The 26868-nt window shown below is 69.9% G+C and carries 26 protein-coding genes and 1 pseudogene; 19 read left to right on the forward strand and 8 right to left on the reverse strand.

Features of this window, described 5'->3' with window-relative positions; all coding sequences use genetic code 11:
* Positions 1-34 precede the first annotated feature (34 nt).
* Entirely contained in the window at positions 35-469 is a 435-nt protein-coding gene (locus tag ACIRRY_RS05875) for a hypothetical protein (protein ID WP_403968420.1), read from the forward strand.
* 78 nt (positions 470-547) lie between these two features.
* Positions 548-1420, forward strand: coding sequence for a spermidine synthase (locus ACIRRY_RS05880; protein WP_403968422.1), 873 nt, complete (start codon positions 548-550; stop codon positions 1418-1420).
* 27 nt (positions 1421-1447) lie between these two features.
* Here the strand turns inward: ACIRRY_RS05880 and ACIRRY_RS05885 are convergent, their stop codons facing one another.
* Complete coding sequence (locus ACIRRY_RS05885; RefSeq protein WP_403968424.1) at positions 1448-2002, reverse strand: hypothetical protein; 555 nt, start codon at positions 2000-2002, stop codon at positions 1448-1450.
* Between the two features lie 111 nt (positions 2003-2113).
* Here ACIRRY_RS05885 and ACIRRY_RS05890 point away from each other — a divergent pair, with 111 nt between their 5' ends.
* From ACIRRY_RS05890 to ACIRRY_RS05935, 10 genes are all read left to right on the forward strand, one after another.
* On the forward strand, positions 2114-2818 hold the full coding sequence (locus ACIRRY_RS05890; RefSeq protein WP_403968426.1) for a response regulator transcription factor: 705 nt from the start codon (positions 2114-2116) through the stop codon (positions 2816-2818).
* Positions 2815-4218, forward strand: coding sequence for an ATP-binding protein (locus tag ACIRRY_RS05895; protein ID WP_403968428.1), 1404 nt, complete (start codon positions 2815-2817; stop codon positions 4216-4218). The genes ACIRRY_RS05890 and ACIRRY_RS05895 overlap by 4 nt, the downstream gene beginning before the upstream one ends.
* Positions 4219-4329: 111 nt before the next feature.
* Positions 4330-5802 carry a cellulose binding domain-containing protein gene (locus ACIRRY_RS05900; RefSeq protein WP_403968430.1) on the forward strand — a complete coding sequence of 491 codons (1473 nt, stop codon included), beginning with the start codon at positions 4330-4332 and terminating at the stop codon, positions 5800-5802.
* Positions 5803-6066: 264 nt separating this feature from the next.
* Positions 6067-7365: an ABC transporter substrate-binding protein gene (locus ACIRRY_RS05905; protein WP_403968432.1), complete on the forward strand. Its 1299-nt coding sequence runs from the start codon at positions 6067-6069 to the stop codon at positions 7363-7365.
* The gene (locus tag ACIRRY_RS05910; RefSeq protein WP_403968434.1) at positions 7362-8342 is read left to right on the forward strand and encodes a carbohydrate ABC transporter permease; all 981 of its coding nucleotides are present in this window, start codon (positions 7362-7364) and stop codon (positions 8340-8342) included. Before ACIRRY_RS05905 ends, ACIRRY_RS05910 begins: the two co-directional genes overlap by 4 nt.
* A complete protein-coding gene (locus ACIRRY_RS05915) occupies positions 8339-9232 on the forward strand; it encodes a carbohydrate ABC transporter permease (RefSeq protein WP_403968436.1) in 894 nt (297 codons plus the stop codon). Before ACIRRY_RS05910 ends, ACIRRY_RS05915 begins: the two co-directional genes overlap by 4 nt.
* 194 nt (positions 9233-9426) lie before the next feature.
* Positions 9427-10347, forward strand: coding sequence for an ABC transporter ATP-binding protein (locus ACIRRY_RS05920; protein WP_403968438.1), 921 nt, complete (start codon positions 9427-9429; stop codon positions 10345-10347).
* Positions 10347-11183, forward strand: coding sequence for an ABC transporter permease (locus ACIRRY_RS05925; protein WP_403968440.1), 837 nt, complete (start codon positions 10347-10349; stop codon positions 11181-11183). The genes ACIRRY_RS05920 and ACIRRY_RS05925 overlap by 1 nt, the downstream gene beginning before the upstream one ends.
* 25 nt (positions 11184-11208) lie before the next feature.
* On the forward strand, positions 11209-12576 hold the full coding sequence (locus ACIRRY_RS05930; protein ID WP_403968441.1) for a sensor histidine kinase: 1368 nt from the start codon (positions 11209-11211) through the stop codon (positions 12574-12576).
* A complete protein-coding gene (locus ACIRRY_RS05935) occupies positions 12573-13238 on the forward strand; it encodes a response regulator (RefSeq protein ID WP_403968443.1) in 666 nt (221 codons plus the stop codon). The genes ACIRRY_RS05930 and ACIRRY_RS05935 overlap by 4 nt, the downstream gene beginning before the upstream one ends.
* A gap of 13 nt (positions 13239-13251) precedes the next feature.
* Here the strand turns inward: ACIRRY_RS05935 and ACIRRY_RS05940 are convergent, their stop codons facing one another.
* Positions 13252-14598 carry a sialidase family protein gene (locus ACIRRY_RS05940; protein WP_403968445.1) on the reverse strand — a complete coding sequence of 449 codons (1347 nt, stop codon included), beginning with the start codon at positions 14596-14598 and terminating at the stop codon, positions 13252-13254.
* Positions 14599-14919: 321 nt separating this feature from the next.
* On the opposite strand from ACIRRY_RS05940, the gene ACIRRY_RS05945 reads away from it, so the two are divergent.
* Positions 14920-15072, forward strand: coding sequence for a hypothetical protein (locus ACIRRY_RS05945; protein WP_403968447.1), 153 nt, complete (start codon positions 14920-14922; stop codon positions 15070-15072).
* Positions 15073-15110: 38 nt separating this feature from the next.
* Here the strand turns inward: ACIRRY_RS05945 and ACIRRY_RS05950 are convergent, their stop codons facing one another.
* From ACIRRY_RS05950 to ACIRRY_RS05965, 4 genes and pseudogenes are all read right to left on the reverse strand, one after another.
* The gene (locus ACIRRY_RS05950; protein WP_403968449.1) at positions 15111-16085 is read right to left on the reverse strand and encodes an NAD(P)-dependent alcohol dehydrogenase; all 975 of its coding nucleotides are present in this window, start codon (positions 16083-16085) and stop codon (positions 15111-15113) included.
* A gap of 34 nt (positions 16086-16119) precedes the next feature.
* Positions 16120-17651: pseudogene (gene hutH, locus ACIRRY_RS05955) on the reverse strand (histidine ammonia-lyase).
* A 50-nt stretch (positions 17652-17701) separates the two neighbouring features.
* Complete coding sequence (locus ACIRRY_RS05960; RefSeq protein WP_403968451.1) at positions 17702-17905, reverse strand: DUF397 domain-containing protein; 204 nt, start codon at positions 17903-17905, stop codon at positions 17702-17704.
* Between the two features lie 11 nt (positions 17906-17916).
* Positions 17917-18798 (reverse strand): helix-turn-helix domain-containing protein, encoded by an 882-nt coding sequence (locus ACIRRY_RS05965; protein ID WP_403968453.1) that lies wholly within the window; start codon positions 18796-18798, stop codon positions 17917-17919.
* 243 nt (positions 18799-19041) lie between these two features.
* Between ACIRRY_RS05965 and ACIRRY_RS05970 the strand changes: the two genes are divergently transcribed.
* Genes ACIRRY_RS05970 through ACIRRY_RS05980 form a run of 3 tightly spaced genes read left to right on the forward strand, consistent with a single transcriptional unit; the run spans position 19042 to position 20139 of the window.
* Complete coding sequence (locus ACIRRY_RS05970) at positions 19042-19461, forward strand: ATP-binding protein (protein WP_403968455.1); 420 nt, start codon at positions 19042-19044, stop codon at positions 19459-19461.
* Between the two features lie 52 nt (positions 19462-19513).
* Positions 19514-19723 carry a type II toxin-antitoxin system VapB family antitoxin gene (locus tag ACIRRY_RS05975; RefSeq protein WP_403970788.1) on the forward strand — a complete coding sequence of 70 codons (210 nt, stop codon included), beginning with the start codon at positions 19514-19516 and terminating at the stop codon, positions 19721-19723.
* Positions 19720-20139, forward strand: coding sequence for a PIN domain nuclease (locus ACIRRY_RS05980; protein ID WP_403968457.1), 420 nt, complete (start codon positions 19720-19722; stop codon positions 20137-20139). Before ACIRRY_RS05975 ends, ACIRRY_RS05980 begins: the two co-directional genes overlap by 4 nt.
* A gap of 72 nt (positions 20140-20211) precedes the next feature.
* Here the strand turns inward: ACIRRY_RS05980 and ACIRRY_RS05985 are convergent, their stop codons facing one another.
* Together ACIRRY_RS05985 and ACIRRY_RS05990 are read right to left on the reverse strand one after the other, a co-directional pair.
* Positions 20212-21639: a GH1 family beta-glucosidase gene (locus ACIRRY_RS05985; protein ID WP_403968459.1), complete on the reverse strand. Its 1428-nt coding sequence runs from the start codon at positions 21637-21639 to the stop codon at positions 20212-20214.
* Between the two features lie 137 nt (positions 21640-21776).
* On the reverse strand, positions 21777-22820 hold the full coding sequence (locus tag ACIRRY_RS05990; RefSeq protein ID WP_403968461.1) for a LacI family DNA-binding transcriptional regulator: 1044 nt from the start codon (positions 22818-22820) through the stop codon (positions 21777-21779).
* A 492-nt stretch (positions 22821-23312) separates the two neighbouring features.
* Between ACIRRY_RS05990 and ACIRRY_RS05995 the strand changes: the two genes are divergently transcribed.
* The 3 genes from ACIRRY_RS05995 (at position 23313) to ACIRRY_RS06005 (ending at position 26796) form a co-directional block, all read left to right on the forward strand.
* Positions 23313-24635, forward strand: coding sequence for an ABC transporter substrate-binding protein (locus ACIRRY_RS05995; RefSeq protein ID WP_403968463.1), 1323 nt, complete (start codon positions 23313-23315; stop codon positions 24633-24635).
* A gap of 233 nt (positions 24636-24868) precedes the next feature.
* Positions 24869-25861: a carbohydrate ABC transporter permease gene (locus tag ACIRRY_RS06000; RefSeq protein WP_403968465.1), complete on the forward strand. Its 993-nt coding sequence runs from the start codon at positions 24869-24871 to the stop codon at positions 25859-25861.
* Positions 25862-25875: 14 nt separating this feature from the next.
* Positions 25876-26796: a carbohydrate ABC transporter permease gene (locus ACIRRY_RS06005; protein ID WP_403968467.1), complete on the forward strand. Its 921-nt coding sequence runs from the start codon at positions 25876-25878 to the stop codon at positions 26794-26796.
* The last annotated feature ends 72 nt before the right edge of the window (positions 26797-26868 follow it).

The following is a 26868-nucleotide window of genomic DNA, read 5'->3' on the forward strand; positions in this document are numbered from 1 at the left end:
CGACTCCCGACCCGCTCGTCCAAGGAGGGGTTCCGTGGTGGAGACCGGGATGGAGACCAGGCAGAGCGTCGATCCTCGAATGCCGAGCGCGGAGTGCAGTGCGCCCCCGTTCGTGGACTCGCCCTGTGACCTGGTGACGGTGCCGACGCGGCAGGGGCTGGAAGCGGTCGACATCCTGCGGCGCGGCGCGTGCGACGGGGTCGGCCCCGTCCTGCACGACGACGGCGACGACACGCTCGGCTTCCTGGTACCGCCGGGCACGGCGGCGGCGTGGGACCTGCCGGGCAGCACGTGTACGGAGACCAACGGGCGGGGTCTTCACCTCGCCCCCGACCCCGAGCCCCCCGTCGAAGGCTCCGACTGGCTGCTGCCTCCCGGTGACGCCGACCTCGCGACCGACCCGGAGGTGCTGCGGGCCGCGCTGGGGGAGGCGGCGCGGTTGATCGAGGCGGCGGACGGGTGTCGGTGAGTTCTCCGTGCCGGTGCGTGGAGGACGGCCGTCGGTGCCGCGCGCGCCGTACCGTCCAGGGCCCCCGATAATGGGCCAATGGGAAAGTCCAGGAACACCCGGCGAGGTGGTGCCGGTGCCGACGACGCCGTCGTCGAGGCCGTCGACGGTGGGCTCGCCGAGCTGATACCCGACCGGGATCGCGCCCGTGCCTGGACCCTCCTGATCGACGGGGCGCCGCAGTCCTACGTCGATCTCGACGACCCGGCGTACCTGTCCTTCGAGTACCAGCGGCGGCTGGGGCACGTCATCGATCTCGCCGCGCCGGCCGGGAAGCCGATCCAGGCGGTGCACCTCGGTGGTGGGGCCCTCGGTCTCGCCCGGTACGTCGCCGCCACCCGCCCCCGTTCCACCCAGCAGGTCGTCGAGTTCGACGCCGCCCTCGTCCAACTGGTGCGGCGGGAACTGCCGTTGGACCCGAACGCGCGGATCAGGGTGCGGTCCGTGGACGCCCGTGCGGGACTCGCGAAGGTGCCCGAGGGGTGGGCCGACCTCGTGATAGCGGATGTGTTCAGCGGCGCCCGGACCCCCGCCCACCTCACCTCCACCGAATTCCTGGACGAGGTGCGCCGGGCGCTCAGACCCGGTGGTATCTACGCCGCGAACCTCGCCGACGGGCCCCCGCTCGCGCATCTGCGGGGTCAAATCGCCACCGTGGCCGCCCGGTTCACGGAACGCGCGCTGATCGCCGACCCGACCGTGCTGCGCGGCAAGCGGTTCGGCAACGCCGTGCTCGTCGCCTCCGACCACCCCCTGCCGCTCGCCGAGTTGACCCGGCGCGCCGCCTCCGACCCCCACCCGGGCCGGCTCCAACACGGCCGCGAACTCACCGACTTCACCGGCGGCGCCGTACCCGTGACGGACGCCGCCGCGGTCGCCTCACCGGCACCGCCCCCGTCGGTGTTCCGCTAGAGCCGGGCGCAACTCCCTCGGAAAACCTCAGTAGTTGCCCACGTCCACCCGCGGTGCCCCGTCGTGCCACGTGCAGATCACCGACACCTTGCCCGTGCCCTTGGTGAACTCCACCCGGAGCCACGAGTCCGTCTTCCACACCTGCATCGCCCAGCCCGTCCCCGGCGTCGCCGACACGAGCGTCACATAGGCCGGCGTGTAATCGAGTTCGAGCACCACCCGCCCGCCGTCGGTGTCGTAGCTCTTGACCTGGCCGGAGGCGGCGGTGGAAGGGGGAGTCGAAGGGGCGGGGGACGGACTCTCGGTCGTCGTCCTCGTCGGGGTCGGGTCCGCGGTCGGTGTCGGGGTGCCGGTCGGGCTCGGCGACGACTCCGCCCGCACCGAAGGCTCGACGGGCGGCGTCGCCTCCTGCGCGCTCGCGCCGGCCGCCGTGATGGGCAGGGCGCGCGGCGGGTCGTAGGCCGTGCCCGTCATGACCGTGTGGACGCCCCACCAGGACAGCGTGACGGCCGCGCCGGTGGCCAGCGACCAGGCCAGCACGTGCACGAATCCGTTGACGAGTCCTCTGGGCATCGCGGCCATACTGCCTCACGCGCCCCACGGGTGTCCCGGCGATGGCCATGGCTTTGTCCACAAGCGGGAGTTGTCCACAGGCCCGGATGCGGGTCGCCCGCATGGGCTACGGTGCGGCGCATGGCAAGTGTGCTCGTGGTCGAGGACGACCAGTTCGTACGCTCGGCCCTCATCCGGCATCTGACCGACGCCGCACACACGGTGCGCAGTGTCGGTACGGCACTTGAGGCGCTGCGCGAGGTCGCCCATTTCCGTTTCGACGTGGTCATCCTGGACCTCGGACTGCCCGACCTGGACGGGTCCGAGGCGCTGAAGATGCTGCGCGGGATCACCGACGTACCGGTGATCATCGCCACCGCCCGGGACGACGAGACGGAGATCGTCCGGCTGCTCAACGCGGGCGCGGACGACTACCTCACCAAGCCCTTCTCGGTCGACCATCTGTCCGCCCGCATGTCCGCGGTCCTACGACGCTCCCGTGCCGCGACCGGCGAGGCACCCCCGTCCTCGGTCCTCCGCGTCGGCGGCCTGACCGTCGACCCGCTGCGCCGCCAAGCGGACCTGGACGGCGTCCGACTCGACCTCACCCGCCGCGAGTTCGACCTCCTCGCCTTCCTCGCCGGGCGTCCCGGAGTCGTCGTGGCACGCAAGGAACTGCTCGCCGAGGTGTGGCAGCAGTCCTACGGCGACGACCAGACCATCGACGTCCATCTGTCCTGGCTGCGCCGGAAGCTGGGGGAGACGGCGGCCCGGCCGCGCTATCTGCACACCCTGCGGGGCGTCGGAGTGAAGCTGGAGCCACCGGGAGCGGAGTCGCCGCGATGAGGTGGGCACTGGTCAGGGTCTGTCTGGCGATCGCGGCGATGGTCGTCGTCGCCTTCGCGGTGCCGCTCGGCCTGGTCATCAAGGAGATGGCCCGCGACCGCGCCTTCTCGAACGCCGAGCGGGAGGCCGCAGCCGTCGCCCCCGCGCTGTCCATCACCACCGACCGGGACCAGTTGGAGAAGGTCGTCGCCTCGGCGGGCGCGGACTCCGGGATGGCCGTCCACATACCGGCGGGGGAGGGGAAGACCGCCCTCGACATCGGGCGGCAGCGCGCCGCCGGCAAGGACATCGCGACCGTACGGAAGCTGGGCCGCGCCTCCACCACCGAGGTGCCCGGCGGCTCCGTCCTGCTCCAGCCCGTCGCGCTCAGCTCCGGCGAGATATCCGTCGTCGAGGTCTACGTCCCGGAGTCCGAGGTCAGCAACGGCGTCGGCACGGCCTGGGCGGTGCTCGCCGGGGTCGGCCTCGCGCTGATCGTCGGGTCCGTCGCGGTCGCCGACCGGCTGGGCGTACGGATGGTGAAGCCCGCGCAACGCCTCGTCGAGGGCGCGCACGAACTGGGGGAGGGGAAGCTGGGCGCCCGGGTGCCAGAGGAGGGGCCGACCGAACTGCGGCTGGCGGCGGTCGCGTTCAACTCCATGGCCGACCAGGTCGTACAACTGCTGGCGAATGAGAGGGAGTTGGCGGCCGACCTGTCGCACCGCCTCCGCACACCCCTCACCGTGCTGCGGCTCAACGCGGCCTCGCTCGGGGACGGGCCGGCCGCCGAGCAGACGCGGACGGCCGTCGCGCAGTTGGAGCGGGAGGTCGACACGATCATCCGGACCGCGCGCGAGGCCAAGCCGCAGACCGTGGCCGCCGGGCCCGGCGCCGGGTGCGACGCGGCCGAGGTGGTGCGGGAGCGGATGCGGTTCTGGTCCGCGCTCGCCGAGGACGAGGGCCGCAAGGTGCGGGTGGCCGGGGTGGAACGCCCGGTGCGGATACCCGTGGCCCGCGCCGACCTGGTCGCCGCCCTCGACGCCCTGCTCGGCAACGTGTTCCGGCACACCCCCGAGGGCACGGCCTTCGCGGTCGACGTGCACAACAGCGAGGACGCGGTGATCGTGCTCGTCTCGGACGCGGGTTCCGGCATACGGGACCCCGAGGCGGCGATGGCCCGCGGGCGAGGTTCCGGCAGCGCCGGGTCGACCGGGCTCGGGCTGGACATCGTGCGCCGGCTTGCGGAGTCGACGGGCGGGGACGTCCGGATCGGCTCCTCGATGCTCGGCGGCACGGAGGTGCGGATCTGGATCCAGCTCGACGGGCGGGAGCCGGAGCGCAAGGGCCATCGCGGGGCCGTGAGACGCCGTAGACGCGGCAGATTGGTCTCGACCTTTAACCGTTCCCGATCCCTTCCTTAAGCGCGCCCTAAGATCGCCAACCCCTGTCCGGATCAAGCGCTTTGCCCGATTCCGGATCGCTAGCGTGCTGCCGCACCCACCCCCCAGGCGGACAGTGAAAGCAGGCACGCGATGAGCACCCACCGGCGCAGGATCAGCAACAGGAACAAGGTGATCGGCGGAGCGGTCGCCGCCGCGGTGATCGGTGGGGGCGCGATCATGCTGACCGGCATCGCCCAGGCGGCGAGTGTCGGCGCGGCGTACACCAGGACCAGCGCGTGGTCGACGGGATACACCGCGCAGTACGTCGTCACGAACACGACCGGCGCCCGGGAGAAGGACTGGACGCTGGAGTTCGACCTGCCGTCCGGGTCGAAGCTCAGCTCGCTGTGGAACGCCGAGTCGAGCGTGAGCGGGCAGCACATCACCGTGAAGCCGCCGAAGTGGGACCCGGACGGTCTCGCGGCCGGCGAGTCGGTGACGGTCGGCTTCGTGGTCAACGGCACGGGCCAGCCGACGAGTTGTCGCATCGACAACGCCAAGTGCTCGACGGACGGCACCGCGACCCCCGAACCGACCGGCCGTCCGACGGGGACCCCCACGCCCACACCGACTCCCACCCCGACCGCCAAGCCGACGGCCACGCCCACCCCCACCCGGACGGCCACGCCCACTCCGACCCCGACTCCGAGCAGCGGCACCGGCACCACGGCCGGCGCGGGCTTCGCCCCGTACGTCGACACCTCCCTCTACCCGGCCTTCGACCTGCTCGCCAACGTCACCGCGACCGGCGTGAAGAACTACAACCTCGCCTTCGTCACCGACGGCGGCGGCTGCACCCCCAAGTGGGGCGGTGTGTCGGATCTCGGGAGCGACGGCGTGGCCGCCCAGATCGGCGCGCTGCGCGCCAAGGGCGGCGACGTGCGGGTCTCCTTCGGCGGCGCCTCCGGCTCCGAGCTGGCGACGACATGCGGTTCGGCGAGCGCGCTGGCGAGCGCCTACGGCAAGGTCGTGGACGCGTACACCCTCACCAAGGTCGACTTCGACATCGAGGGCGCCGCGCTGCCCAACACGGCGGCGAACACGATCCGCGCCCAGGCGATAGCCAAGCTCCAGCAGCAGCACGCGAACCTGGACGTCTCCTACACGCTCCCCGTGATGCCCGAGGGTCTGACCCAGGACGGCGTGAACCTGTTGTCCAATGCCAAGTCCAACGGCGTGAAGATCAATACGGTCAACATCATGGCCATGGATTACGGACCGGCGTACAGCGGAAATATGGGAACGTACTCACAGCAAGCGGCTACTGCCACACAAGCCCAAGTCAAGAGTGTTCTAGGGCTCTCGGATGCCGCTGCATGGAAAGCGGTTGCAGTGACCCCGATGATCGGCGTCAACGACGTGTCATCGGAGGTCTTCACGGTCGAGGACGCGAACGGCTTGGCGGCATTCGCGAAGGCGAATGGTCTGGGCGGTCTCTCGATGTGGTCCGCGACCCGTGACAAGCAGTGCCCCGGCGGCGCCAAGCCCACCGCGGACGCGACGTGCAGTTCGGTGGTCCAGGGCGCGTCCGCCTTCTCGAAGGCCTTCTCCACCTTCCAGTAGGCGCCCCACGGGCCCCAGGAGTCCCTCGCGGACCCTGCGACCCAACCTCCCCGGAGCGGACGTGTGGCCACTCGGCCGCTCGTTCGCTCCTTTTGCTCCTGAGTGTCGATTACGTTTCGACAAATGAAGGCGACGGGTGTTGACGCATGACCAGACATAGGACTGTTATTACGCCACCGTGTTTGGTCGCGTTGGTTTCTGGTCGGTTACGACGACCTGGGGCGTGGCGCATTCCGGCCGAACCCTGTCCGTCAGGAGCCGTTCATGCCCGACTTCTCCCTCCCTGCCGCCAGCCGCCGCTCCGTCCTGCGCGGGATAGGCGGCGCAGCCGTCCTCGGAGCCGGCATACCCCTGCTGAGCGCGTGCGGCAGCAGTGGTAGCTCGTCCGACCCGAAGACCGTCAGCCTCGGCTCCAACGCGTCCGACGCGGTGCCGAAGAAGGCGTTCGCGAGCGTCTACGCGGACTTCAAGAAGACCTCCGGCATCACCGTCAAGGTCAACACGAAGGACCACAACACCTTCCAGGAGCAGATCAACTCCTACCTCCAGGGCACGCCGGACGACGTGTTCAACTGGTTCGCCGGGTACCGCATGCAGTTCTTCGCGGCCAAGAAGCTCGCCACGTCCATCGACGACGTCTGGGCGAAGATCGGGGACAACTTCCCCGACGCGATGAAGCAGCTCAGCAAGGGCGAGGACGGCAAGTACTACTTCGTGCCGCTGACCACGTACCCGTGGGCGATCTTCTACCGCAAGAGCCTCTTCGCGGCAAAGGGCTACACCGTCCCCACCACGTGGGACGAACTGGTCGCCCTGTGCAAGAAGATGAAGAGCGACGGCCTGGTCCCGATCGCCTTCGGCGACAAGGACGCCTGGCCGGCGATGGGCACCTTCGACCAGATCAACTTCCGCCTCAACGGCTACGACTTCCACAAGTCCCTGATGGCGGGCAAGGAGGCGTGGACCGACCCCAAGGTCAAGGCGGTCTTCGACCACTGGGCCGAGCTCCTCCCGTACCACCAGGACGGCTTCATGGGCCGCACCTGGCAGGACGCCGCCCAGGGCATCGTGTCGAAGAAGTCCGGCATGTACCTCCTGGGCTCCTTCGTGGCGCAGCAGTTCACCGTCAAGGCCGACCTCGACGACCTCGACTTCTTCCCCTTCCCGGTGATCAACACCGCGTACGGCCAGGACACCGTCGAGGCGCCCACCGACGGCTTCATGGTCAGCAAGTCCCCGAAGAACCACGACGGTGTCGTCAAGCTCCTGGAGTACCTGGGCACCCCGGCGGCCGAGCAGCTCTACCTCAAGACCGACCCGAGCGTGGTGGCGGCCTCCAGCAAGGCCGACACCTCCGCGTACTCGCCGCTGCAGAAGAAGGCGTTCGACATGATCGGCGCCGCCAAGAGCCTCACCCAGTTCATGGACCGCGACTCCCGGCCGGACTTCACCTCGACGGTGATGCAGCCCGGGCTCCAGAAGTTCCTCCAGAACCCCAAGGGCGTCGACAGTCTGCTGACCTCGATCGAGCGCCAGAAGAAGACGATCTTCGCCTCCTCATGATCTCCGAGACGACTACGACGAGCCCGGAGGCGGACGCCGTTCCGCCTCCGGGCCCCGCGCCCGAGAACAAGCGGGTCCCGCAGGGCGCCAAGCGCCTGCTGACCCGCCGTGACCGCATCACGCTCGCCTTCATGGCGGGCGTGCCGACGGTCCTGCACGTGGCCCTGGTCTGGGTCACCGCCCTCGCCTCGATCCTCCTGGCCTTCACGTCCTGGGACGGCATCGGCTTCAGCTCCATCAAGTGGGTGGGGCTGGCCAACTTCAAGGAGCTGTTCAACGACAACCCGCAGTTCTGGCCCGCGCTCGAGCACAACATCATCTGGTTCGTCGTGCTCATCCTGCTGCCGACCCCCTTCGGCCTGTTCCTGGCCGTCCAGCTGGACAAGAAGATCCGCTTCAGCCGCGTCTACCAGACCGCGTTCTTCCTGCCGGTCGTCATGTCGCTCGCGGTCACCGGCTTCGTCTGGCAGCTCATCTACAACCCCGACACCGGCCTGATCAACAGCCTCATCGGGGCCAACAAGCCCGGCCACTACATCGACTGGATCGGCGACCCCAAGCTCAACCTGTGGGCCGTCCTGATCGCCGCGTCCTGGCGGCACGCCGGCTACATGATGATCCTGTACCTGGCCGGCCTCAAGGGCGTCGACCCGTCCCTGCGGGAGGCCTCCGCGCTGGACGGCGCGAACGAGTGGCAGACGTTCAAGAACGTCATCTTCCCGACCCTGCGGCCCACCAACACGGTCGTCCTGGTCGTCACCATCATCGAGTCGCTGCGCGCCTTCGACCTGGTCTACGTCTTCAACAAGGGCGCCCAGGGCACCGAGTTGCTGTCGATCCTGATCACCAACAACATCATCGGCGAGTCCAGCCGGATCGGCTACGGCTCCGCGATCGCCGTCGTCCTGCTGGTCATCTCCCTCGTGGTCATCATCCCGTACCTGATCGCGACCTTCCGGAAGGAGCGGCGCGCATGACCACCCCCACCGCCGCGCTCGGCGTGAAGCAGCGCACCCCGCTCCGCCCGGCCCGGGTCCTGCTGCACACGTTCCTCGTCGTCACCTCGCTGGCCTGGCTCGCCCCGCTACTGTGGGCGGTCTACGCGGCCCTGCGCCCGTACTCCGAGACCAGCAACAAGGGCTACGTCTCCTGGCCGGACAAGCTGAACCTCGACAACTTCAAGAACGCGTTCCAGCAGTCCGACATGATCCACTACTTCGTCAACACACTGATCATCGCGGTCCCGGCCGTGCTGCTCACCCTGTTGCTGGCGTCGATGGTCGCGTTCTACGTCAGCCGCTTCGACTTCCGGCTGAACATCTTCCTGCTGCTGGTCTTCACGGCCGGCAACCTGCTGCCCCAGCAGGTCATCATCACCCCGCTGTACCGCATGTACCTGCTGATCAACCTCCCCGGCATCACGGCGAGCGGCAAGCTCTACGACTCCGCGCTCGGCCTGGTCCTCATCCACGTGGCGTTCCAATCGGGCTTCTGCGCCTTCGTGTTGAGCAACTACATGCGGATGCTGCCGGACGAGCTGACCGAGGCGGCACTGGTCGACGGCGCGTCGGTGTGGCGGATGTACTGGCAGATCGTGCTCCCGCTCTGCAAGCCCGCGATGGCGGCCCTCGCCACCCTCCTCTCCATCTGGATCTACAACGACTTCTTCTGGGCGATCGTGCTGATCTCGACCGGCGAGAACATGCCGATCACCTCCGCCCTGAACAACCTCTCCGGCCAGTACTTCACCGACCCCAACCTGGTCGCCGCCGGCGCCCTGCTCACCGCGATCCCGACCCTGATCGTGTACTTCGCGCTCCAGCGCCAGTTCGTCAGCGGCCTCACCCTGGGCGCCAACAAGGGCTGACACACCGGCCGTCGAGCCCTGCGCGAGAGAACCACCGCGTACGACCACCCCTTCACCCCGCTCACTGGTACCCCGGTACCAGTGACCAGCGGGGTTTGTCCCCTGCGGGCCCACGGGTCGCGCGGTAGCCGCTCCTAGCCTCGAAGCAGTGACCCGGCGGGCTGCCGGGCAGGGCACGAGCGGGGAGCGGCACAGTGATCGAAGTGCGCGGGCTGACCAAGCGGTACGGGGACAGGACGGCGGTGGACGACCTGACGTTCACCGCCCCGCCCGGACAGGTCACCGGGTTCCTGGGGCCCAACGGGGCGGGCAAGTCCACCACCATGCGGATGATCGTGGGCCTGGACGCGCCGACCGCCGGCACGGCCCTGGTCAACGGCAGGCGCTATGCCCAGCACCGTGCGCCTTTGCAGGAGTTGGGGGTGCTGCTGGAGGCGAAGGCGGTGCATCCGGGGCGCTCGGCCTTCAACCATCTGATGGCGTTGGCGTACACCCATGGTGTGCCGAAGCGGCGGGTGGAGGAGGTCATCGATCTGGCCGGTCTGCACGCGGTGGCGCACAAGCGGGTCGGGGCATTCTCGCTGGGGATGGGGCAGCGGCTGGGTATCGCTGCCGCGCTGCTGGGTGATCCGGCGGTCGTGATGCTGGACGAGCCGGTCAACGGGCTGGATCCCGAAGGCGTGCGCTGGGTGCGGGAGTTGCTGCGCGGGCTGGCCGCCGAGGGGCGCACGGTGATGCTGTCCTCGCATCTGATGAGCGAGATGGCGCAGACCGCGGACCGTCTGGTGGTCGTGGGGCGGGGGCGGCTGTTGGCGGAGACGACTGTCGACGCGCTGGTGGAGCGGTCGGCGGACAAGGGTGTGCGGGTGGCCACGGGCGAACCCGCCCGGTTGCGCTCGTTGTTGGCCGCTCCCGGTGTCACGGTGACTTCGACGGGCGCCGAGCGGCTGGTCGTCTCCGGTCTGGACACGCGGCGGATCGGGGAGGTGGCGGCCGAGCACCGGGTGCCGTTGTACGAACTGGCCGCCGAGTCGGTGTCGTTGGAGGAGGCGTTCATGCATCTGACCCAGGACGCGGTGGAGTATCAGAGCAGCGACGTGCGGAGGGCCGCCTGATGACCGCCGACACCGTCACATCCCCTACGACCGCCCCGTCGCCCGCGCATCCGGCGTACCGGGTGACCGGTCGGCGGGTGGTCCGCTCGGAGTGGTCCAAGTTCTGGTCGCTGCGCTCCAGTTGGATCACGCTGGGGGTGGCCGTGCTGTTCCTGGTGGTGATCGGGGTGATCGCCGCCGCCGTCTACACTCCGGACGGCCCGCTGGGCGGCAAGGACGCGGCGTCCGGTGCCGCGCTGACCCTGGCGCTGGCCGGCACGAACCTCGCGGCCCTGGCCGTCGGCGCGTTGGGTGTCCTGCTGTCGGCGGGCGAGTACAGCACGGGAATGGTCCGCTCGACGTTCGCCGCGGTGCCGGGCCGGCTGCCCGTGCTGTGGGCGAAGTGCGCGGTCTACGGCCCGGTCGCGTTCGTCACGTCCACCGTCGGCGCGCTGGTCTCCTTCCTGCTGGGGAGCGCCGCGCTGCACGGGGAGAGGATCGCCCTGTCCCTGGGGGACGCCGGGGTCTTCCGGTGCCTGCTGGGCGCGGGCGTGTATCTGGGTCTGGTGGGTGTGTACGGCGTGACGGTCGGGTTGATCGTGCGCAACAACGCCGGGGGTATCGCGATCCTGGCGGGCGCGGTGCTCGTCCTGCCCGGCCTGACCGGACTGCTGCCCAGTTCGCTGGGCGACACGGTGAGCCGCTACCTGCCCAGCAACGCGGGGCAGTCGGTGATGACCCTGCACGAGTCCAGCGACTCCCTGGTGGGCCCGGGAGCGGGCCTGACGGCGCTGCTGGTGTGGGCCGTAGTGCTGGTGGCCGGTGCCGCTTACCGGTTGCGTCGCAGTGACGTCTGAGGGGCCGTCCGCGAGGATGGAGCCGATGAACGACAGACCGAGGGTGCGGACGGCTCGGACGGAGTCGACCGCGCCCTCGGGCGGCCCGTATCCCCGGCCGGAGGCTGTCCGCCCGGGGCCCGAGGCCGTCTGGGCGCACCCCGTCATGCGGACGCTGCTGCGGGTGCTGAGCCGGCTGCGGGCGGCCGACCGGCGGCGGCCGTGGCTCCTCGACACCACCGTGGTCGTCCTGGTCGCCGCCGCCGCGCCACCGGACCTGCTCGTGCACAGCCCCGGTCACTCCGTGTCGCGCCCGGTGGGGGGCGGTCTGCCCGTCGCTGTGGTGCTGGGCATCGCGGCCGTGCTGGTCGTGCCGCTGTGGTGGCGCCGCCGTCGTCCCGCCGCGGTTTTCGGGGCCTGCCTCGTGGTCTGTCCAGTCATGTGGTCGCTGGGTCTGGGGCCCGCCGCCGCGCTCGTCCTGCTGATCGCCCTGTTCGACCTCGCCCTGCATGCTTCGCCGCGGGCGATCTGCTGGGCGCTGCCGGTGACCGTGGCGGGGTGGGTGGTGCTCGTGGTCACCGTGATCCCGACGGCCGGTCCGGTGGCCTTTCTGATCCTGTCCGTCGGTACCGGCGTCGGGGCCGTGGCCCTGGGCCTGACCTTCCGCATCAGCAGGCTGTACCTGTCCGCGCTGAGGGACCGCGCCGTACGGCTGGAGGTCGAGCGCGATCAGCGGGTCCGGCTGACGGCGGCGGCGGAGCGCTCGCGGATCGCCCGCGAGATGCACGACATCGTCGGCCACAACCTGTCGGTCATGGTGAACCTCGCCGACGGCGCCGCCGTCCTCACCTCGCGTGATCCCGGTCGCACAGAGCAGGCACTGCACCTCATCGGCGACACCGGCCGCCAGGCGATGGACGAACTCCGGCGCGTACTGGGCGTGTTGCGCGAATCCGCGGAACCGGAGGACACCTCGCGCTCCCCGCAGCCGGGCGTCCGGGACCTGGAGACCCTGCTCGACCGGGTGCGCGCGGCCGGCCTGCCGGTGGCCTACCGAACGGTGGGCCCGGTCGACGCGCTGGGCCGCGGTGTGCAGCTCACGGCGTTCCGGGTGGTGCAGGAAGCCCTGACCAACACCCTCAAGCACGCCGGCCCCGGCACCACGGCCGAGGTCACGCTCACGGTCGAGGACGAGCTGCTGCGCGTCCGGATCGCCGACACCGGCTCACTCGCGCGGAGACCGGCCACGGCTCACCGCCCGGACAGCGGGCACGGCCTGGTCGGCATCCGCCAACGGGCCGCGCTCTACGGCGGCACCGTCACCCTCGGACCGCGCACCGACGGCCGGGGCTGGATCGTAGACGTCCTGCTGGACCTGTCCGCCCCCGCCACCTCCGGAGAGACCGCGCCATGACCACCGTCCTGATCGCCGACGACCAGCCGCTGCCCCGCATGGGCTTCCGGATGCTGCTCGACGGCACCCCCGGCGTGAGCGTGGTCGGCGAGGCCGACAACGGCGCGCAGGCCGTGCGCATGGCGGCCGAACTGAGCCCCGACGTGGTCCTGATGGACGTACGGATGCCGGGTCTCGACGGCATCGAGGCCACCCGCCGCATCGTGGCGACGGGCGGCCGTACCCGCGTGCTCATCCTGACCACCTTCGACCTCGACGAGTACGCCTACGCCGGACTGCGCGCCGGGGCCAGCGGCTTCCTGCTCAAGGACGCCAGGCCGGAGGAACTCCTCGCCGGGATCCAGGCGGTCGCGACCGGCGACGCCGTCGCGGCCCCCCGGCTCACCCGCCGCCTGCTCGACGCCCACGCGCACGACGTCCTGGCGCCCGAGGCCGAGCCGCGCACGGACCCGCGGCTCAGCACGCTCAGCGCACGCGAGCACGAGGTGCTCGTCGCCATCGGCACGGGCTGGACCAACGCCGAGATCGCCGAACGCCTCGTGCTCACCGAGTCCACCGTGAAGAAACACGTGGGCCGGGTCATGGCCAAGATCGGTGCCCGCGACCGTATCCAGGCGGTGATCGTCGCCTACGACGCGGGACTGGTCGCCCCCAAGGCCTGAGGGCGGCAGGCGGCTATTGGTGGGTGCGCTTCTTGTACAGCTTCAGCGGCACGCGGCTGATGATCGAGTCGAGGGAGGAGCTGTTACGTCCGTCGGCCCAGGTGACGTAGGCGTACTTGTCGGTCAGCGTGATGCCCGACCAGCGGTCACCGGGAGGGCCTGTCTCGCCGACCGGCTCGGTGACGTGGTTGACCTGTACCGGGTCGCTGAAGGAGCGTCCGTGGTCGAAGGAGACGGCCGAGAACGCGTCGCCCGTGGTGGTCCGCCACATGACACCGAGGTCACCGTTCGCTCCGAAGTCGATCGCCGGCCGCAAGGCGCCCGTCGCGGAGATCGTCGCCGGTCCGGTCCAGGTCTTGCCGGCGTCCGGGGTGACGTAGACGTCGAGGGTGTTGGAGTCCCGGGGGACCATGACGGCGAACCGGCCGCGGTGGGAGGTGTCGGCCGCGACCCACGGGACGGGGTCGGCCGCCGCGCCCAGGGCCGGAACCGGCACCAGGGAGCCGGTGCCCGCGGCGACCGGGTTCCCCTGGCCGTCCTTGAGGGTGGTGTTCGTCCACGTCTTGCCGTCGTCGCGGCTGACGTGGAAGTTGACCGGCTGCCCCGCCTCCTGGGAGGCGGACACGAGGATCCCGCCGTAGACGGCGATCTCCCGGCCCGGGTAGCCGCACACGAGCGGGATGCCCGGGGCCACCTCGATACAGGGCATCGGGCCCGGGATCACCCGCGAGTCGCTGCTGAAGGTCTTGCCGCCGTCGGAACTGACGGAGACCGCGCTCGGGTACTCCCAGGCCGCTCCCGCGACGGCGTAGACCTTGCCGGTCGCGGCGTCCACGCGCATCTTCGGGGCGCCGCCGAGGAGCAGCGGGGTGGACACCGGGTCGGTCCAAGTCCGTCCGCCGTCCGTGGACTTGGCGACCTGGTTGTGGTTCACGAGGTTCGCGGCGAGCCCTGAGCTGACCTGGTTGTTGTCGACGTAGACGGTGCCCTTCGCGTCGAACTGCACGCTCGGCTCACCGCACTTGGGCGCCGCGGTACCGAGCGGCCATGCGACCCGGGTCCAGGTGTCGCCCCTGTCGTTGGAGTAGGCGAGGAAGCAGCCGCCGTCGACCGGCTCCAGGCCCGGCGAGGGCGGGAAGATCGTGGAGACGAAGACGAGGTTCTTCGGATTCCTCGGGTTGACGGCTACCGTCGGCTGACCCTCTTTGGTGGCGGGCAGGTTGGTGACGTCGACTTCGTGAACTGCCGTACGGCCGACGGCGTTCGGCGCGGCCATGGCTACGGACGACTCGCAGAGCAGGAACAGGGTGGAGAGTGCCGCCGCGCTCAGTCGCGCGGACGGACTTCTGAACAGCACCATGGGGATCCTCAGGGCTTCATGGATCGGGTCCGGTCGGTGACGGTGTCACCGGTGGTGCCGGATTCCCGCACCAGGCTAGGAACGCCCGTGGCCGTGTCCGTGGGACCGCCGGACACAATCGGCCCACCCGAGTGGGACCGCGGTACCACTGGCCAACTGGGTTGAGGAGCAAGGGTGGTTGAGCCCCGTCGGCCGCAGTTGGTTGAGGACCGGGGGAGGCTGAGGCCTGTCGACCGCTCCCGCTCGGAAGCCCCCGGGCCCCGGCCCGCCGAACCCTCCAGGTCCCCCGGGCCCACCGCCGAACATCCCACCGTGCGGCCCGTGATGGTGGAAGCCGTCGAACAGCGCGTCCGCGAGCAGCATGCCCCCGACCCCGGCGGCACCCGCGACGAGGGCGGTCCGCACCGGGATCGGATCACCCCGTACACAGGGATTGGACGCCTCGGGGCTGAGAGCGTGCTGCGGGCGGTCTGAGGGGCGTCTGTGAGTGCGGAGGCGAGGGGCCCGGAGAGTCAGTCGGGCGGCGGTACGACGGTGATGACGACGTTGCCGACCTTCCGCCCGGTCTCGACGAACCCGTAGGCCTCGACGATCCGCTCCAACGGGTACCGGCGGTCCACGACCGGCCGGAACTCTCCCGACGCCAGCAGGTCCCGGAGGTGTCGCACGATCTCCTGGTCCTGCTTCGGCACGGGGAACTTCACCTTCCTGCCGCGGAACAGGGGCGTGACGAGCGGCAGGAGCAGGTTCTGGCACCAGGGGCCCAACTCCGAGGACAGATAGGTCCCGTGGGGTTTCAGCAGGGGCTTGCAGTGGCCGAACGTGCTCTTGCCGACGGCGTCGAAGACCGCGTCGTAGCGCTGCTCGTCCCGGGTGAAGTCCTGGGCCGTGCGGTCGACGACCCGGTCCGCGCCGAGGCCCTTCACCAGCTCCAGGTGCGGTGTCTCGCACACTGCGGTCACGACGGCCCCGCGCTGCTTCAGGAGCTGCACCGCGGCCGAGCCGATGGCGCCGGTCGCGCCGTACACGAGGACGTCCTGCCCGGCGCGGATGCCCGCCTTCCGGACGAACGCCAGCGCATAGTGCGCGCCTTCGGTGCCGGGAGCGGCCTCCTCGAAACTCACGCCGGTCGGGACGGTCGCGACGGGACCGTCGTGCGGGACCGCCAGATACTCGGCGTGGGTTCCGAACGTGCCCTCGTTGTAGCCGAACACCCGGTCACCGACCGCGAAGGACGGCACACCGCCGCCGACCGCTTCCACCACGCCCGCGTACTCGGTCCCGAGCACGGTCCGCCGGGGCCGGGACAGCCCGGTGAGCAAGCGCATGAAGAAGGGGCTGGCTGCGCGATAGGCGCAGTCCGTCCGGTTGACCGTCGTCGCGTGCACCTTGACGAGAAGGTCACGATCTCCGACCGAGGGCTTCTCCACCTCGGCGACCCGGACCACGGCCGGCGGTCCGTACCGGTGGTGCACCGCTGCCTTCATGGGCGAACCCTAGCGGTAGACGTGCCTCCTGCCGTCACCGCGCCAGCGCCCCCACCACGCCCTCCACGACCCGCAACGCCTCCCCGCTGCGCACGAGTTGGGCGATGTGCTCGATGTCGTCATGGAAGACCCGGTCCTCCTCGACGGTCGGTACGGTCTCCCGGATCGCGGCCCGCAGCGCGTCGGCGGCAGGCGAGGGCGAGAGCGGCGCGAGGAGGTCGAGGGTCTGGGCCGCGCACATCAGCTCGATCGCGAGGACGTAGGCGAGCTTGTGGGCCGCGCGGTAGGCCTTCAGGGCCGCCAAGTAGGCGTTGCTGACGGCGTCTTCCTGGTTGGCGGAGGTGGTGACGTTGTCGGCGGACGCCGGTATCGCCAGGCCGCGCAGTTCCATGGTCAGGGCGGCGGCCGTGTACTGCGCGATCATGTAGCCGCTGTTGAGGCCCGGTCACGGACCAGGAAGGCGGGCAGCTCGCTGAAGTTGCTGTTGACCATGCGGTCGGTACGGCGTTCGGAGACCTTGGCGAGGACCGTCATCGCGTTGACCATGGTGTCCGCCTGGATGCCGACGTACGTGCTGTCGCAGTTCGCCCCGCTCAGCGCCACCCCGTCCTCGCCCTCGGGATGAATGACGGGGTTGTCGCCCACCGAGTGCAACTCCTCGACGATGACCTCCCGGGCCTGCGCGAGCGCACGCTTCGCACCGCCGTGGATCTGCGGTACGGCCCGCAGGGAGAGGCTGTCCTGGAGGCGGTGGTCGAGGAACTCGGTGCTTATCGCGCTGGATGCGGTGAGTCGTCGTAGGTTCTCGGCTACGGCGGCTTGCTCGGGATGCCGTTTGCGGGCCTGCAACCGGGCGTCGTAGGCGCGGACGGTGCCCTTGAGCGCCTGCACCGACAGGCTCGCGGCGATGTCGGCCGTGGTCGCCGCGACACCGGCGTCATAGGCGGCCAGGACGGCGATCGCGGTGACGGAGTGCGTCCCGTTCGTGAGCGACAGCCCCTCCTTGCAGGCGAGCCGGGTCGGCTGCTCCCCGATCCGGGCCAACGCCTCGGCGCCGGGGAGGAGTTGGTCGTCGTAGTGGGCTCGGCCTTCTCCGAGCAGTACGAGCGCCATGTGGGCCTCGGGGGCCAGATAGCCGACGGAGCCCTCGCCGGGGACGTGCGGGGTGACCCCGGCGTTGAGCATGCGCCGGATCAGTTCAAGGGTCTCGAAGCGGATGCCGGAGAAGCCCTCGCCGAGGCCGACGAGTTCCATCAGGGCGATCGCCCGGACGATCTCGGTGGGCAGCGGTTCGCCGACGGACACGGCGTGCGAGCGGACGATGTTGCGCTGGAGCCGCTCGGCGTCCGCCGGGTCGATGACCTCCGTGACGTTGTCGCCGAAGCCGGTGGTGACGCCGTAGACCAGGCGGTTCTCGGCGAGAAACCGCTCCACCAGCGCACGCGACTTCCGTACCCGGTCGACGTATGTGGCGTCGAACTCGACCCGGGCGCCGTGGCGGGCGACCGCGACGAACTGGTCGACGGTGATCGGCTCCTCGCCCAAGGTGACAGCGGCCACGGACATCTCCCCGCGCTTGGCATGTATCCATTCACTTGCCTGGCGAATGAATCACTTTATTTGAAGCTTGGCAAGGGAGGCCGGGACTTCACCGTGTGGAGGAGGGCGGCGAGGGTGTGGGGTGCGAGCGTGGCGGTGCGGTCGGGGTGATCGCTCTCGCGAAGGTGTATGTGGGGGCCGGTGATCGCTGCCGCCAGCTCCACGCACTCGCCTTCGCCGCCGGTGCTGAACGACGACTTCTGCCAGACGAGGTGGGGCATGGCGGGTCCTCTCACAGGGCGTACATGACGTGCTGGATCAGGCTCAGCGAGTCGCGTGACTCGTGCGACTCCGGCGCCGATTCCGGGTCGACCGGCGCCAGCGCCAGCTCCGAGAGTCGCTCGAACATCTTGGCGTACTCGTCGAGTTGCTCTCCATCCCGCAGGAAGAGCGAGGTCGTCGGATGCTCCAGGTAGACCGTGTCCAGTTCGGGGGCCCCGCCGCCGAAGAGGACGAAGGAGCGGGTGTGCGCGGAGTAGACACCGGCTTCGAACGGGTAGACCTGGACGGTCACTTGGGGCAGCCGGGAGACCTCCATCAGCCTCACCAGTTGCCTGCGCATGACGGCAGGGCCGCCCACCCGTGTGTGGAGTGCGGACTCATGGATGACGGCGCGGTACGTGACGGGTGCGGCGCCGGTCAGTACGCGCTGGCGGGCGAGGCGGAACTCGGCGTATCGGTCGGCGTGTTGAGGGGCCGACTCGGTGGCGGCCAGCACCGCTCGGGCGTACTCCTCGGTCTGCAACATCCCAGGGATCACGAGGGGGTTGTGGGTGCGCAGCACGGTCGACCGGGATTCCAGCTCGGCCAGGTTCCGGGCCGCCGGGCCGATCGTGTCGCTGAACTCGTCCCACCACCCCTTGCCGCTCTCCTGCGCCATGGCCATGATCCCGTCGAACAGGGGGCCGGGCGGGCAGTCGTACGCGCGCAGCAGCTTGTAGAGGCGGTTGCGCGAGACGTCGATGCGACCTGCCTCGATGTTGCTGATCCGTGTGCGGTCGGCGTCGAGCAGTTCGCCGGCCCGGTCACCGGACAGACCGGCGCGGTTGCGCAGCTTGCGGAGTTCCAGGCCGAGCCGCCGCTGACGCTCACTGGGGTTGTTCCTGGGTGGCATGAGTGACCTCCTCCGGGCAGTCTGCACAGCCGAACTCCCGTGGACCACAAGGTTGTTCGGCAGTCACTCACAAGGGTGAAGCGGTGCGGAAACGGTTGCAACTCCCGAAACGGGTTCCCTACCGTCGAAGACAACCGCACCACCCCGCGCCACCCGGAAGTACCCCCGCCCTCAAGCCACTTGGCAAGGAGGACCGGACCTGGTCACCGAGTGCGCGCACTCCACGCCGAAGGAGCCCCGTCCATGGACGAAGACGACCCCCCACCCGCCGCCGACGTGTCCCTCGTCTTCCCGCCCCACCCCGCCTGGGTCCGCACCGCCCGCGAAACGGTCCGCACCCTCCTCGCCACCTCCGGCCGCCCCGAACTCACGGACACGGCCATTCTGTTGACCTCGGAAGCCGTCACCAACGCCATCACCGCCTGCAAGCTGGAGGGCTACCTGACCCCCGTAACCCTCCACGCAGGTTGGTCCAGCCCACACCGTTTCCGAGTCCTCATCCACGACGAGGCGCCGGGCCTCCCGACCACCCGCACGCCCACCCCCACCGACGAGGACGGCCGAGGCATCCACCTCATCGCACACGGTGCCGACGCCTGGGGCGTCTGCACCCACGGCCCCGGCCGGGGCAAGGCGACGTGGTTCGAGCTGGGGAACAGGTGATCGGGGCATGATAGATATACTGGAGATGGATCGATATATCCTGGAGGGCTTCATGACCAAGACGCTGATCGACATCGACGAAGACCTTCTCGCCGAGGCGGCCATAGCGTTCGGGACCAAGACCAAGAAGGACACGGTCACTGCCGCGCTCAAGGAGGGCGTCGAACGCAAGAGGCGCGCGCTCGCCCTGGCCCGCCTCGCGGCCCGCGCTGACGCGGGCGACTTCGATCTGTTGCTGGACAAGGAGAACTACCGTCGATGAGCGCGGCCGCCTACCTCATCGATACCAGCGCTCTGGTCCGCATCCTGAAGCGGCCCGCGCGTGCCCTGTGGGAGAAGCCCCTGGAGGAGGGCCTGATCGCCCGCTGCCCGCTCACCGAGGTCGAGTTTCTGTACAGCGCCAGGAACGCCGAGGATCGAGCCGCACTGGTCGACGATCTCGATGCGCTGTTCTGCTGGACCCCCTTGGACGACCGGGCCGTAGCCCGCGCGTGGGACGTCCAGCGGGAACTCACCGAGAAGGGCCGGCACCGGTCCGCCGGCGCCGTGGACCTGCTCGTCGCCGCGACCGCCGAACTCCAAGGGCTGACGATGCTGCACTACGACAACGACTTCGAGACCATCGCCTCGGTCACCGGGCAGCCGACCCAGTGGCTGGCTTCCCCGGGCAGCGTCTGACCCGTAGTACCCCGCCGGGGCGCGGCACGCCCCCACGGCGTGCCGCGCCCCGTCCCCTGGGGCCCCCGTTGGTCAGGTGCCCTCCGCCGAGGGCAGTACGCCCGTCCGGGCCGCCTCGCCGTACCACCGCGCGCTCGACTTCGGCGTGCGGGCCAGCGTCGCGTAGTCCACGTACACCGCCCCGAACCGCTTCTGGTAGCCGTACGCCCACTCGAAGTTGTCCAGGAGGGACCACAGGTAGTAGCCCCGTACGTCCGCCCCGTCCGCGATGGCGCGCCGGACCGCCGAAAGGTGGCCGTGCAGGTACGCGATCCGCTCGGGATCGTGCACGCGTCCCTCCGGGTCGGGCTTGTCGTCGTAGGCCGCGCCGTTTTCCGTGACGTACAACGGCAGGCCCGGCGCCTCCCTCGTGTAGCGCGTGATCAGGTCGTAGAGGCCCGTCGGGTCGATCGTCCAGCCCATCTCCGTGCGCTCGCCCGGGGTTTGAAGGAACGCCACGTCGTCCGCGCCCGGCCAGGGGGTGAACGCGCTCAGGCCGTGGCCGTCGGCGCGCGGGCTGCCCGCGGGGGCCGCCTCGGTCGCCTCCACCAGGGTGGGGGTGTAGTAGTTCAACCCCAGTGCGTCCAAAGGCTGGTGGATCAGCGCCAGGTCGCCGTCCTGGACGCACGACCAGTCCGTGATCGACCTCGTCGCGTCGAAGAGGGACCGCGGATACGAACCGTGCAGCATCGGCCCGTGGAACACCCCGTTGGCCAGATCGTCGATCTTCCGGGTCGCCGCCATGTCCTCCGGCGACAGGGAAGCGGGCCTGACCACCGAGGAGTTGAGGCTCACCGCGATCGAGTTGCGGGCCGGCATGGCGGACCGGAGCGCCGAAGTGCCCAGCCCGTGCGCCAGGTTGAGATGATGCGCGGCCTTGAGGGAAGCCGCCGCGTCCGTACGGCCCGGCGCGTGCACCCCCGAGCCGTAGCCCAAAAACGCGCTGCACCACGGCTCGTTGAGCGTGATCCACTGCTCCACGCGGTCGCCCAGCGCCTCGCCCATGATCTGCGCGTACTCGGCGAAGCGGTACGCCGTGTCGCGCTCCGGCCAGCCGCCCGCGTCCTCCAACTCCTGCGGCAGGTCCCAGTGGTAGAGGGTGAGCGCCGGCCTGATGCCCACCGCGAGCAGCTCGTCGACCAGACGGCGGTAGAAGTCCAGGCCCACCTGCACCGCCGGGCCCCGGCCGGTCGGCTGCACCCGCGGCCAGGAGACCGAGAAGCGGTACGCCGTCAGGCCCAGGTCCGCCATCAGCGCCACGTCGTCGCGGTAGCGGTGGTAGTGGTCGACAGCGATGTCACCGTGCTCACCACCGGCCGTACGGCCCGGCGTATGACTGAACGTGTCCCAGATCGAGGGCGTACGGCCGCCCTCCCGCACCGCCCCCTCGATCTGGTACGCGGAGGTCGCCGCGCCCCAGAGGAAGCCAGGAGGGAATGCCGCGGTCGTCAGGTCGGACATGGAATCGCTCCCATGGGGTCGGGTGGCGCCCATTATGCATGGGAGCGCTCCCACGCGCAAAGGGAAGTCCGAACCTCCCTGGAAACCGTTCGGACCCGCCCCACGCCGCTCCCCGCCCCCACGCCGCTCCCCGCCCCTCACGCGGATTCCCGCACCACCAACCGCGTAGGCAGCACCACTTCACGGCGATCCCCGCCCCGGTCGGCGATCTCGCGCAGCAGCAGGCTCGCCATGGTCCGGCCCATCTCCTCCAGCGGCTGGCGGACGCTGGTCAGCGGCGGATCGATGTGCCGGGCCACGATCGAGTCGTCGAAGCCGATGACGGCGACGTCGTGGGGCACCCGCAGGCCCGCCGCGCGCAGTTCCAGCACGGCGCCCGACGCCATCACGTCGGACGCGGCGAAGACCGCGTCGAGACCGGGCCGTCGGCGCAGCAACTCCCGCATGGCCGCGCGTCCGCCCTCCTCCCGGAAGTCGCCGTACGCGATCAGTTCCTCGTCGACGACCATGCCCGCGCGCTCCAACGCCTCGCGGTAGCCGTCGAGTCGGGCCTTGGCCGCGTCCATGTCCAGCGGGCCCGTGATGGTGCCGATGGTCCGGCGGCCCTTGGCCAGCAGGTGCTCGACCGCGCTTCCGGCGCCACCGCTGTTGTCCGCCCGGACGTGTCCGAGCGGCTCCCCGGGGCCGCGCCGGCCGGCGAGCACGGTCGGAACGGAGAGTTCCCGCAGCCGGTCGGGCAGCGTGTCGCCGCTGTGGACCGAGAGCATCAGCACGCCGTCCACCCGATGGGCGGACAGGTACGTGGCGAGTCGCGCGTACTCCTTCTCGTCCGGCACCAGGACCAGCAGCAACTGCATCCCGGCGGTGGCCAGTTCGGCGGACACACCGCGGATGATCTCCGAGAAGTAGGGCTCGGAGAAGAGCCGGGCCTCGCCCTCGGGAACGACCACGGCCACCGTGTCGGTGCGGCGGCCGGCCAGCGAACGGGCGGCCGGGTTGGGGATGTAGCCGAGTTCGGCGATGGCCTGTTCCACGGCCGCGCGGGTGGGGGCGCTCACCTTGGGGGAGCCGTTGATGACCCGGGAGACCGTGCCGCGGCCGACGCCGGCGAGGGCGGCCACGGCGTTGAGGGTCGGGCGCCGGACCTCCGCGCGCGGAGGCGGCTGCTCGGCAGGGCTCATTGTTCACCTTCCGGCGATCAGTGGGGGCTCGGCTCATTCTGGCCCAGAAATTCGCGCGACGGCCCGGACGGACGGTCCCGGCTCCCCGTCCCCGCCGCGGACCCCTGGGCGACCTGCGGGGATCCTGTGCGGGACCGCTCCGTGACCGGCCGATGACGCCTCGTGGAGCGACACGTTCCCGTGACGTCCGGAACACGCTTACGCAACAACGCCGTTTTCAAGTCTTGACACCCGGCCCGGCACGAAGGAGTCTTCCGGCATGCCGCGTGGGAGCGGTCCCACGGAACCTCGGGGGCTTCCTCCCGTGTGGACCGAACCACCAACGGCCCGTCCCTCTAGCGCCCATGGCACACCGTTGACCAGCACCTTTTCACCGCACTCCCAGTGCTGTGGGCTGGCCGCTGCTCGAAACGAGAGGGCAGGTCCGGATCGTCGAGCCTCGGCGGTCCGATTCCTGAGATCCCGTTCCCCACTGGAACAAGGAGTAGTGGAATGCGCATCACCCGTACCGGCGGCGGCCACGGCCGCAGAGTGGCGGCCGTGACCACGACGGTCCTGACGGCCTCCGCTCTGTTGCTGACCGGCTGCAGTAGCGACGACAGCTCCTCGGACGCCAAGGACTCGAACGGGAACATCACTCTCACGGTGGCCGACTTCGGGCAGTTCGGTTACAAGGAGGCCGGCCTGTTCGCCCAGTACCACAAGCTGCACCCGAACATCACGGTGAAGGAAGAGGTCACCGCCAACGAGCAGGACTACTACCCGAAGCTGCTTCAGCAGCTGAACACGGGCAGCGGCCTCTCGGACGTCCAGGGCATCGAGGTCGGCCGCATCAAGGAGGTCGTCGACACCCAGGCGGCCAAGTTCGCCGACCTGAGCAAGACCATCAACGTGAGCGACTGGGTCTCCTGGAAGGAGAAGCAGGCCACCGCGGCGGACGGTTCGGTCATCGGCGCCGGCACCGACATCGGCCCGATGTCCCTGTGCTACCGCTCGGACCTCTTCAAGGCGGCGGGCCTGGCGAGCGACCGTGAGTCCGTCGCCAAGGCCGTCGCGGGCGGCTGGGAGGACTACCTCAAGCTCGGCGAGAAGTTCAAGGCGAAGGCCCCCAAGGGCACGTACTTCATGGACTCCGCGAGCGCCATGTACAACGCGGTCGTGGGTTCCTCCGCGCAGCAGTACTACGACTCTTCCGGCAAGGTGATCTACAAGAACAGCCCGGCCGTGCAGCAGGGCTGGAACCTGGCCGCGGAAGCCGCGTCCAAGAAGCTGACCGAGGGTCTGCCCCAGTTCACCGACGCCTGGACGGCGGCGCTGCGCAAGGGCACCGTGGCCACCGTGGCGTGCCCCGCCTGGATGGCCGGCCAGATCTCCACCAACTCTGGTGACGCCTACAAGGGCAAGTGGGACATCGCCCGTGCGCCCGGCACCAGCGCGGCCAACTGGGGCGGCTCCTTCCTGGCCGTGCCCAAGAGCGGCAAGAACGTCACCGAAGCCACCGCCCTGGTCAAGTGGCTGACCGCTCCCGAGCAGCAGGCCGCCGTCTTCAAGGCGATCGGTGTCTTCCCGTCGAACAAGGGCGCCTACGACCTCGCCAGCGTGAAGAACGCGACGCTGCCGTACTTCAACAACGCCCCGATCGGCCAGATCTACGCCGACGAGGCCAAGGCGATCCCCGAGGCCGTGCTCGGCGCGAAGGACGGCACGATCAAGGACACGATCTCCACGCAGATCAACAACATGGAGAAGCGGGGTACCGCACCCGCCAAGGCGTGGAAGGCCGCGACCGAGTCCATCGACAAGGTGATCGGCTGACACGGACAGCGGTGCGGGCGGCCCGGCGGGCGCCCGCACCGCGTCACGTGCGTGGGGCCGTGCGGCGGCTCCTGCCGTAGGCGCGAGGCCTGACGACCTCGGCGCCTCGCACCGGCCCGGTCGTCAAGTACCGGTCTTTTCCGCGGTGTTCGGCGCACACTCACCGGACACCGCCGCACCGCGTCCGCCTCCCGCCCGTACCCCGGCCGAGATCCCAGGGAAGGACTCCCTCCGTGGCAACCACGACCCCCACACGGGGTGCCCCCGCCCCGCCACCCGGCGGCTCCGGCACCGCGTCGAACCCGCCCAGCGTGTGGCGTACCCGGCTGTGGCGCTTCGACGACAAGGCGTCGCCGTACGCGTACATCGCCCCCTTCTTCCTCATCTTCGGTGCCTTCGGTCTCTACCCGATGCTGTACACGGGCTGGATAGCCCTGCACCGGGTGGAGATGACGAGCCTGAACCAGTCCGAGTGGGTCGGCTGGCACAACTTCGCCACGATCCTCCAGGACTCCGAGTTCTGGACCGCCGTCACCAACACCTTTGTCATCGGCGTCATTTCGACCGTCCCGCAGCTCCTGATGGCCCTGGGCCTGGCCCACCTGCTCAACTACAAGCTGCGCGCCAGCACGGTCTGGCGGACGGTGATCCTCACCCCGTACGCCACCTCGGTGGCGACCGCGGCCCTCGTCTTCGCCCTGGTCTTCCGGGCCGACGGAGGTCTGCTCAACTGGGTGCTGCACTTCGTCGGCATCGGCAACACCGACTGGGGCAACGGGGAGTGGACGTCCAAGATCGCCATCTCGATCATCGTGATCTGGCGCTGGACCGGCTACAACACCCTGATCTACCTGGCGGCCATGCAGGCCGTGCCCGCCGACCTGTACGAGGCGGCCTCGATCGACGGAGCGACGCGCTGGCAGCAGTTCCGCAAGGTGACCGTTCCCTCGCTGCGGCCGACGATCCTGTTCACCATCGTCATCTCGACCATCGGTTCCATGCAGCTGTTCGGTGAGCCGCTGCTGCTGCAGGGCGGCACGCTCGGCTCCACCGGAGGCAGCGAGCACCAGTACGAGACGCTCAGCATCTACCTCTTCAACTACGGCTGGAAACTGGGGCACTTGGGCCCGGCAGCCGCCGTGGCCTGGGCCATGCTCGTGCTGCTCCTGCTCATTGCCCTGATCAACTGGATCGTCGGCCGGTTCGTGCGCGACAGCGCGGCCTGACGGGAGCGAAATCGATGACCACGACCAGTCCCACCAAGACCGCGCCGGACCTCGACCCGGCGCCGCTTCCCGTCACCCCCGGCAAGGGCCGCGGACGCTTCAAGATCGGCGCCGGCCAGCAGCTCAAGGGCGGCCCGTTCACCTACGCCACCCTGGCCGTCGTAGGCCTGTTCTCGATCTTCCCGCTGTACTGGACGCTGGTGGCCGCCTCGCACGACCAGCAGCGGGTCCTCGACAGCCCGCCGCCGTTCCTGCCGGGCGGTCGGCTGTGGAGCAACCTCCAGGCGGCCTGGGAACAGGCCCACTTGGGGAAGGCGATCGTCAACACCGTGATCGTGGCGGGCTGCATCACCGCGGCCACGCTGTTCTTCTGCACCCTCGCCGGTTACGCCTTCGCGAAGATGCGCTTCCGCGGCCGCGGCGCCCTGATGACCGCGGTCATCGCCACCCTGACGATTCCGCCCCAACTCAGCGTCGTCCCCCTGTTCATGATGATGGCGGACATCGGCTGGGGCGGAAAACTGGAGTCGGTGATCTTCCCGACCCTCGTCGGCGCCTTCGGTGTCTTCTTCATGCGCCAGTACCTGTCCGAGGCCCTGCCCTACGAACTCATCGAGGCCGCCAAGGTGGACGGGGCGAGCAACATCCGCATCGTCTGGAACGTGGTCCTGCCCGCGGCCAGGCCCGCGATGATGGTGCTCGGGATGCTCACCTTCGTGCAGGCGTGGAACGACTTCTTCTGGCCCTTCCTCGCCCTGAACCAGGAGAACCCCACCATCCAGGTGGCCCTCGGCCAGCTCAGTGCCTCCTACACCCCCGACCAGAGCATCGTCATGGCCGGGGCGCTGATCAGCACCCTGCCGCTGCTGCTGGTGTTCGTGATCTTCGGCAAGCAGATCATCGGGGGCATCATGGCGGGCGCCGTCAAGGGCTGACACCGAGTTCCCCAACTCCCCTTCGCGCAAGCCCCGTTCACCGTCCCGTACGGCCCGCTCCGCACGCGGGCC

This window comes from Streptomyces sp. NPDC101776 (genome assembly GCF_044766845.1).
Lineage (GTDB): Bacteria > Actinomycetota > Actinomycetes > Streptomycetales > Streptomycetaceae > Streptomyces.

Excerpts from the sequence above, each read along its gene's own strand:
- ACIRRY_RS05880 (WP_403968422.1), top strand. The coding sequence starts at position 548 with ATGGGAAAGTCCAGGAACACCCGGCGAGGTGGTGCCGGTGCCGACGAC.
- ACIRRY_RS05885 (WP_403968424.1), bottom strand. The coding sequence starts at position 2,002 with ATGGCCGCGATGCCCAGAGGACTCGTCAACGGATTCGTGCACGTGCTG.
- ACIRRY_RS05890 (WP_403968426.1), top strand. The coding sequence starts at position 2,114 with ATGGCAAGTGTGCTCGTGGTCGAGGACGACCAGTTCGTACGCTCGGCC.
- ACIRRY_RS05895 (WP_403968428.1), top strand. The coding sequence starts at position 2,815 with ATGAGGTGGGCACTGGTCAGGGTCTGTCTGGCGATCGCGGCGATGGTC.
- ACIRRY_RS05900 (WP_403968430.1), top strand. The coding sequence starts at position 4,330 with ATGAGCACCCACCGGCGCAGGATCAGCAACAGGAACAAGGTGATCGGC.
- ACIRRY_RS05905 (WP_403968432.1), top strand. The coding sequence starts at position 6,067 with ATGCCCGACTTCTCCCTCCCTGCCGCCAGCCGCCGCTCCGTCCTGCGC.
- ACIRRY_RS05910 (WP_403968434.1), top strand. The coding sequence starts at position 7,362 with ATGATCTCCGAGACGACTACGACGAGCCCGGAGGCGGACGCCGTTCCG.
- ACIRRY_RS05915 (WP_403968436.1), top strand. The coding sequence starts at position 8,339 with ATGACCACCCCCACCGCCGCGCTCGGCGTGAAGCAGCGCACCCCGCTC.
- ACIRRY_RS05925 (WP_403968440.1), top strand. The coding sequence starts at position 10,347 with ATGACCGCCGACACCGTCACATCCCCTACGACCGCCCCGTCGCCCGCG.
- ACIRRY_RS05930 (WP_403968441.1), top strand. The coding sequence starts at position 11,209 with ATGAACGACAGACCGAGGGTGCGGACGGCTCGGACGGAGTCGACCGCG.
- ACIRRY_RS05935 (WP_403968443.1), top strand. The coding sequence starts at position 12,573 with ATGACCACCGTCCTGATCGCCGACGACCAGCCGCTGCCCCGCATGGGC.
- ACIRRY_RS05940 (WP_403968445.1), bottom strand. The coding sequence starts at position 14,598 with ATGGTGCTGTTCAGAAGTCCGTCCGCGCGACTGAGCGCGGCGGCACTC.
- ACIRRY_RS05950 (WP_403968449.1), bottom strand. The coding sequence starts at position 16,085 with ATGAAGGCAGCGGTGCACCACCGGTACGGACCGCCGGCCGTGGTCCGG.
- ACIRRY_RS05960 (WP_403968451.1), bottom strand. The coding sequence starts at position 17,905 with ATGCCCCACCTCGTCTGGCAGAAGTCGTCGTTCAGCACCGGCGGCGAA.
- ACIRRY_RS05965 (WP_403968453.1), bottom strand. The coding sequence starts at position 18,798 with ATGCCACCCAGGAACAACCCCAGTGAGCGTCAGCGGCGGCTCGGCCTG.
- ACIRRY_RS05970 (WP_403968455.1), top strand. The coding sequence starts at position 19,042 with ATGGACGAAGACGACCCCCCACCCGCCGCCGACGTGTCCCTCGTCTTC.
- ACIRRY_RS05975 (WP_403970788.1), top strand. The coding sequence starts at position 19,514 with ATGACCAAGACGCTGATCGACATCGACGAAGACCTTCTCGCCGAGGCG.
- ACIRRY_RS05980 (WP_403968457.1), top strand. The coding sequence starts at position 19,720 with ATGAGCGCGGCCGCCTACCTCATCGATACCAGCGCTCTGGTCCGCATC.
- ACIRRY_RS05985 (WP_403968459.1), bottom strand. The coding sequence starts at position 21,639 with ATGTCCGACCTGACGACCGCGGCATTCCCTCCTGGCTTCCTCTGGGGC.
- ACIRRY_RS05990 (WP_403968461.1), bottom strand. The coding sequence starts at position 22,820 with ATGAGCCCTGCCGAGCAGCCGCCTCCGCGCGCGGAGGTCCGGCGCCCG.
- ACIRRY_RS05995 (WP_403968463.1), top strand. The coding sequence starts at position 23,313 with ATGCGCATCACCCGTACCGGCGGCGGCCACGGCCGCAGAGTGGCGGCC.
- ACIRRY_RS06005 (WP_403968467.1), top strand. The coding sequence starts at position 25,876 with ATGACCACGACCAGTCCCACCAAGACCGCGCCGGACCTCGACCCGGCG.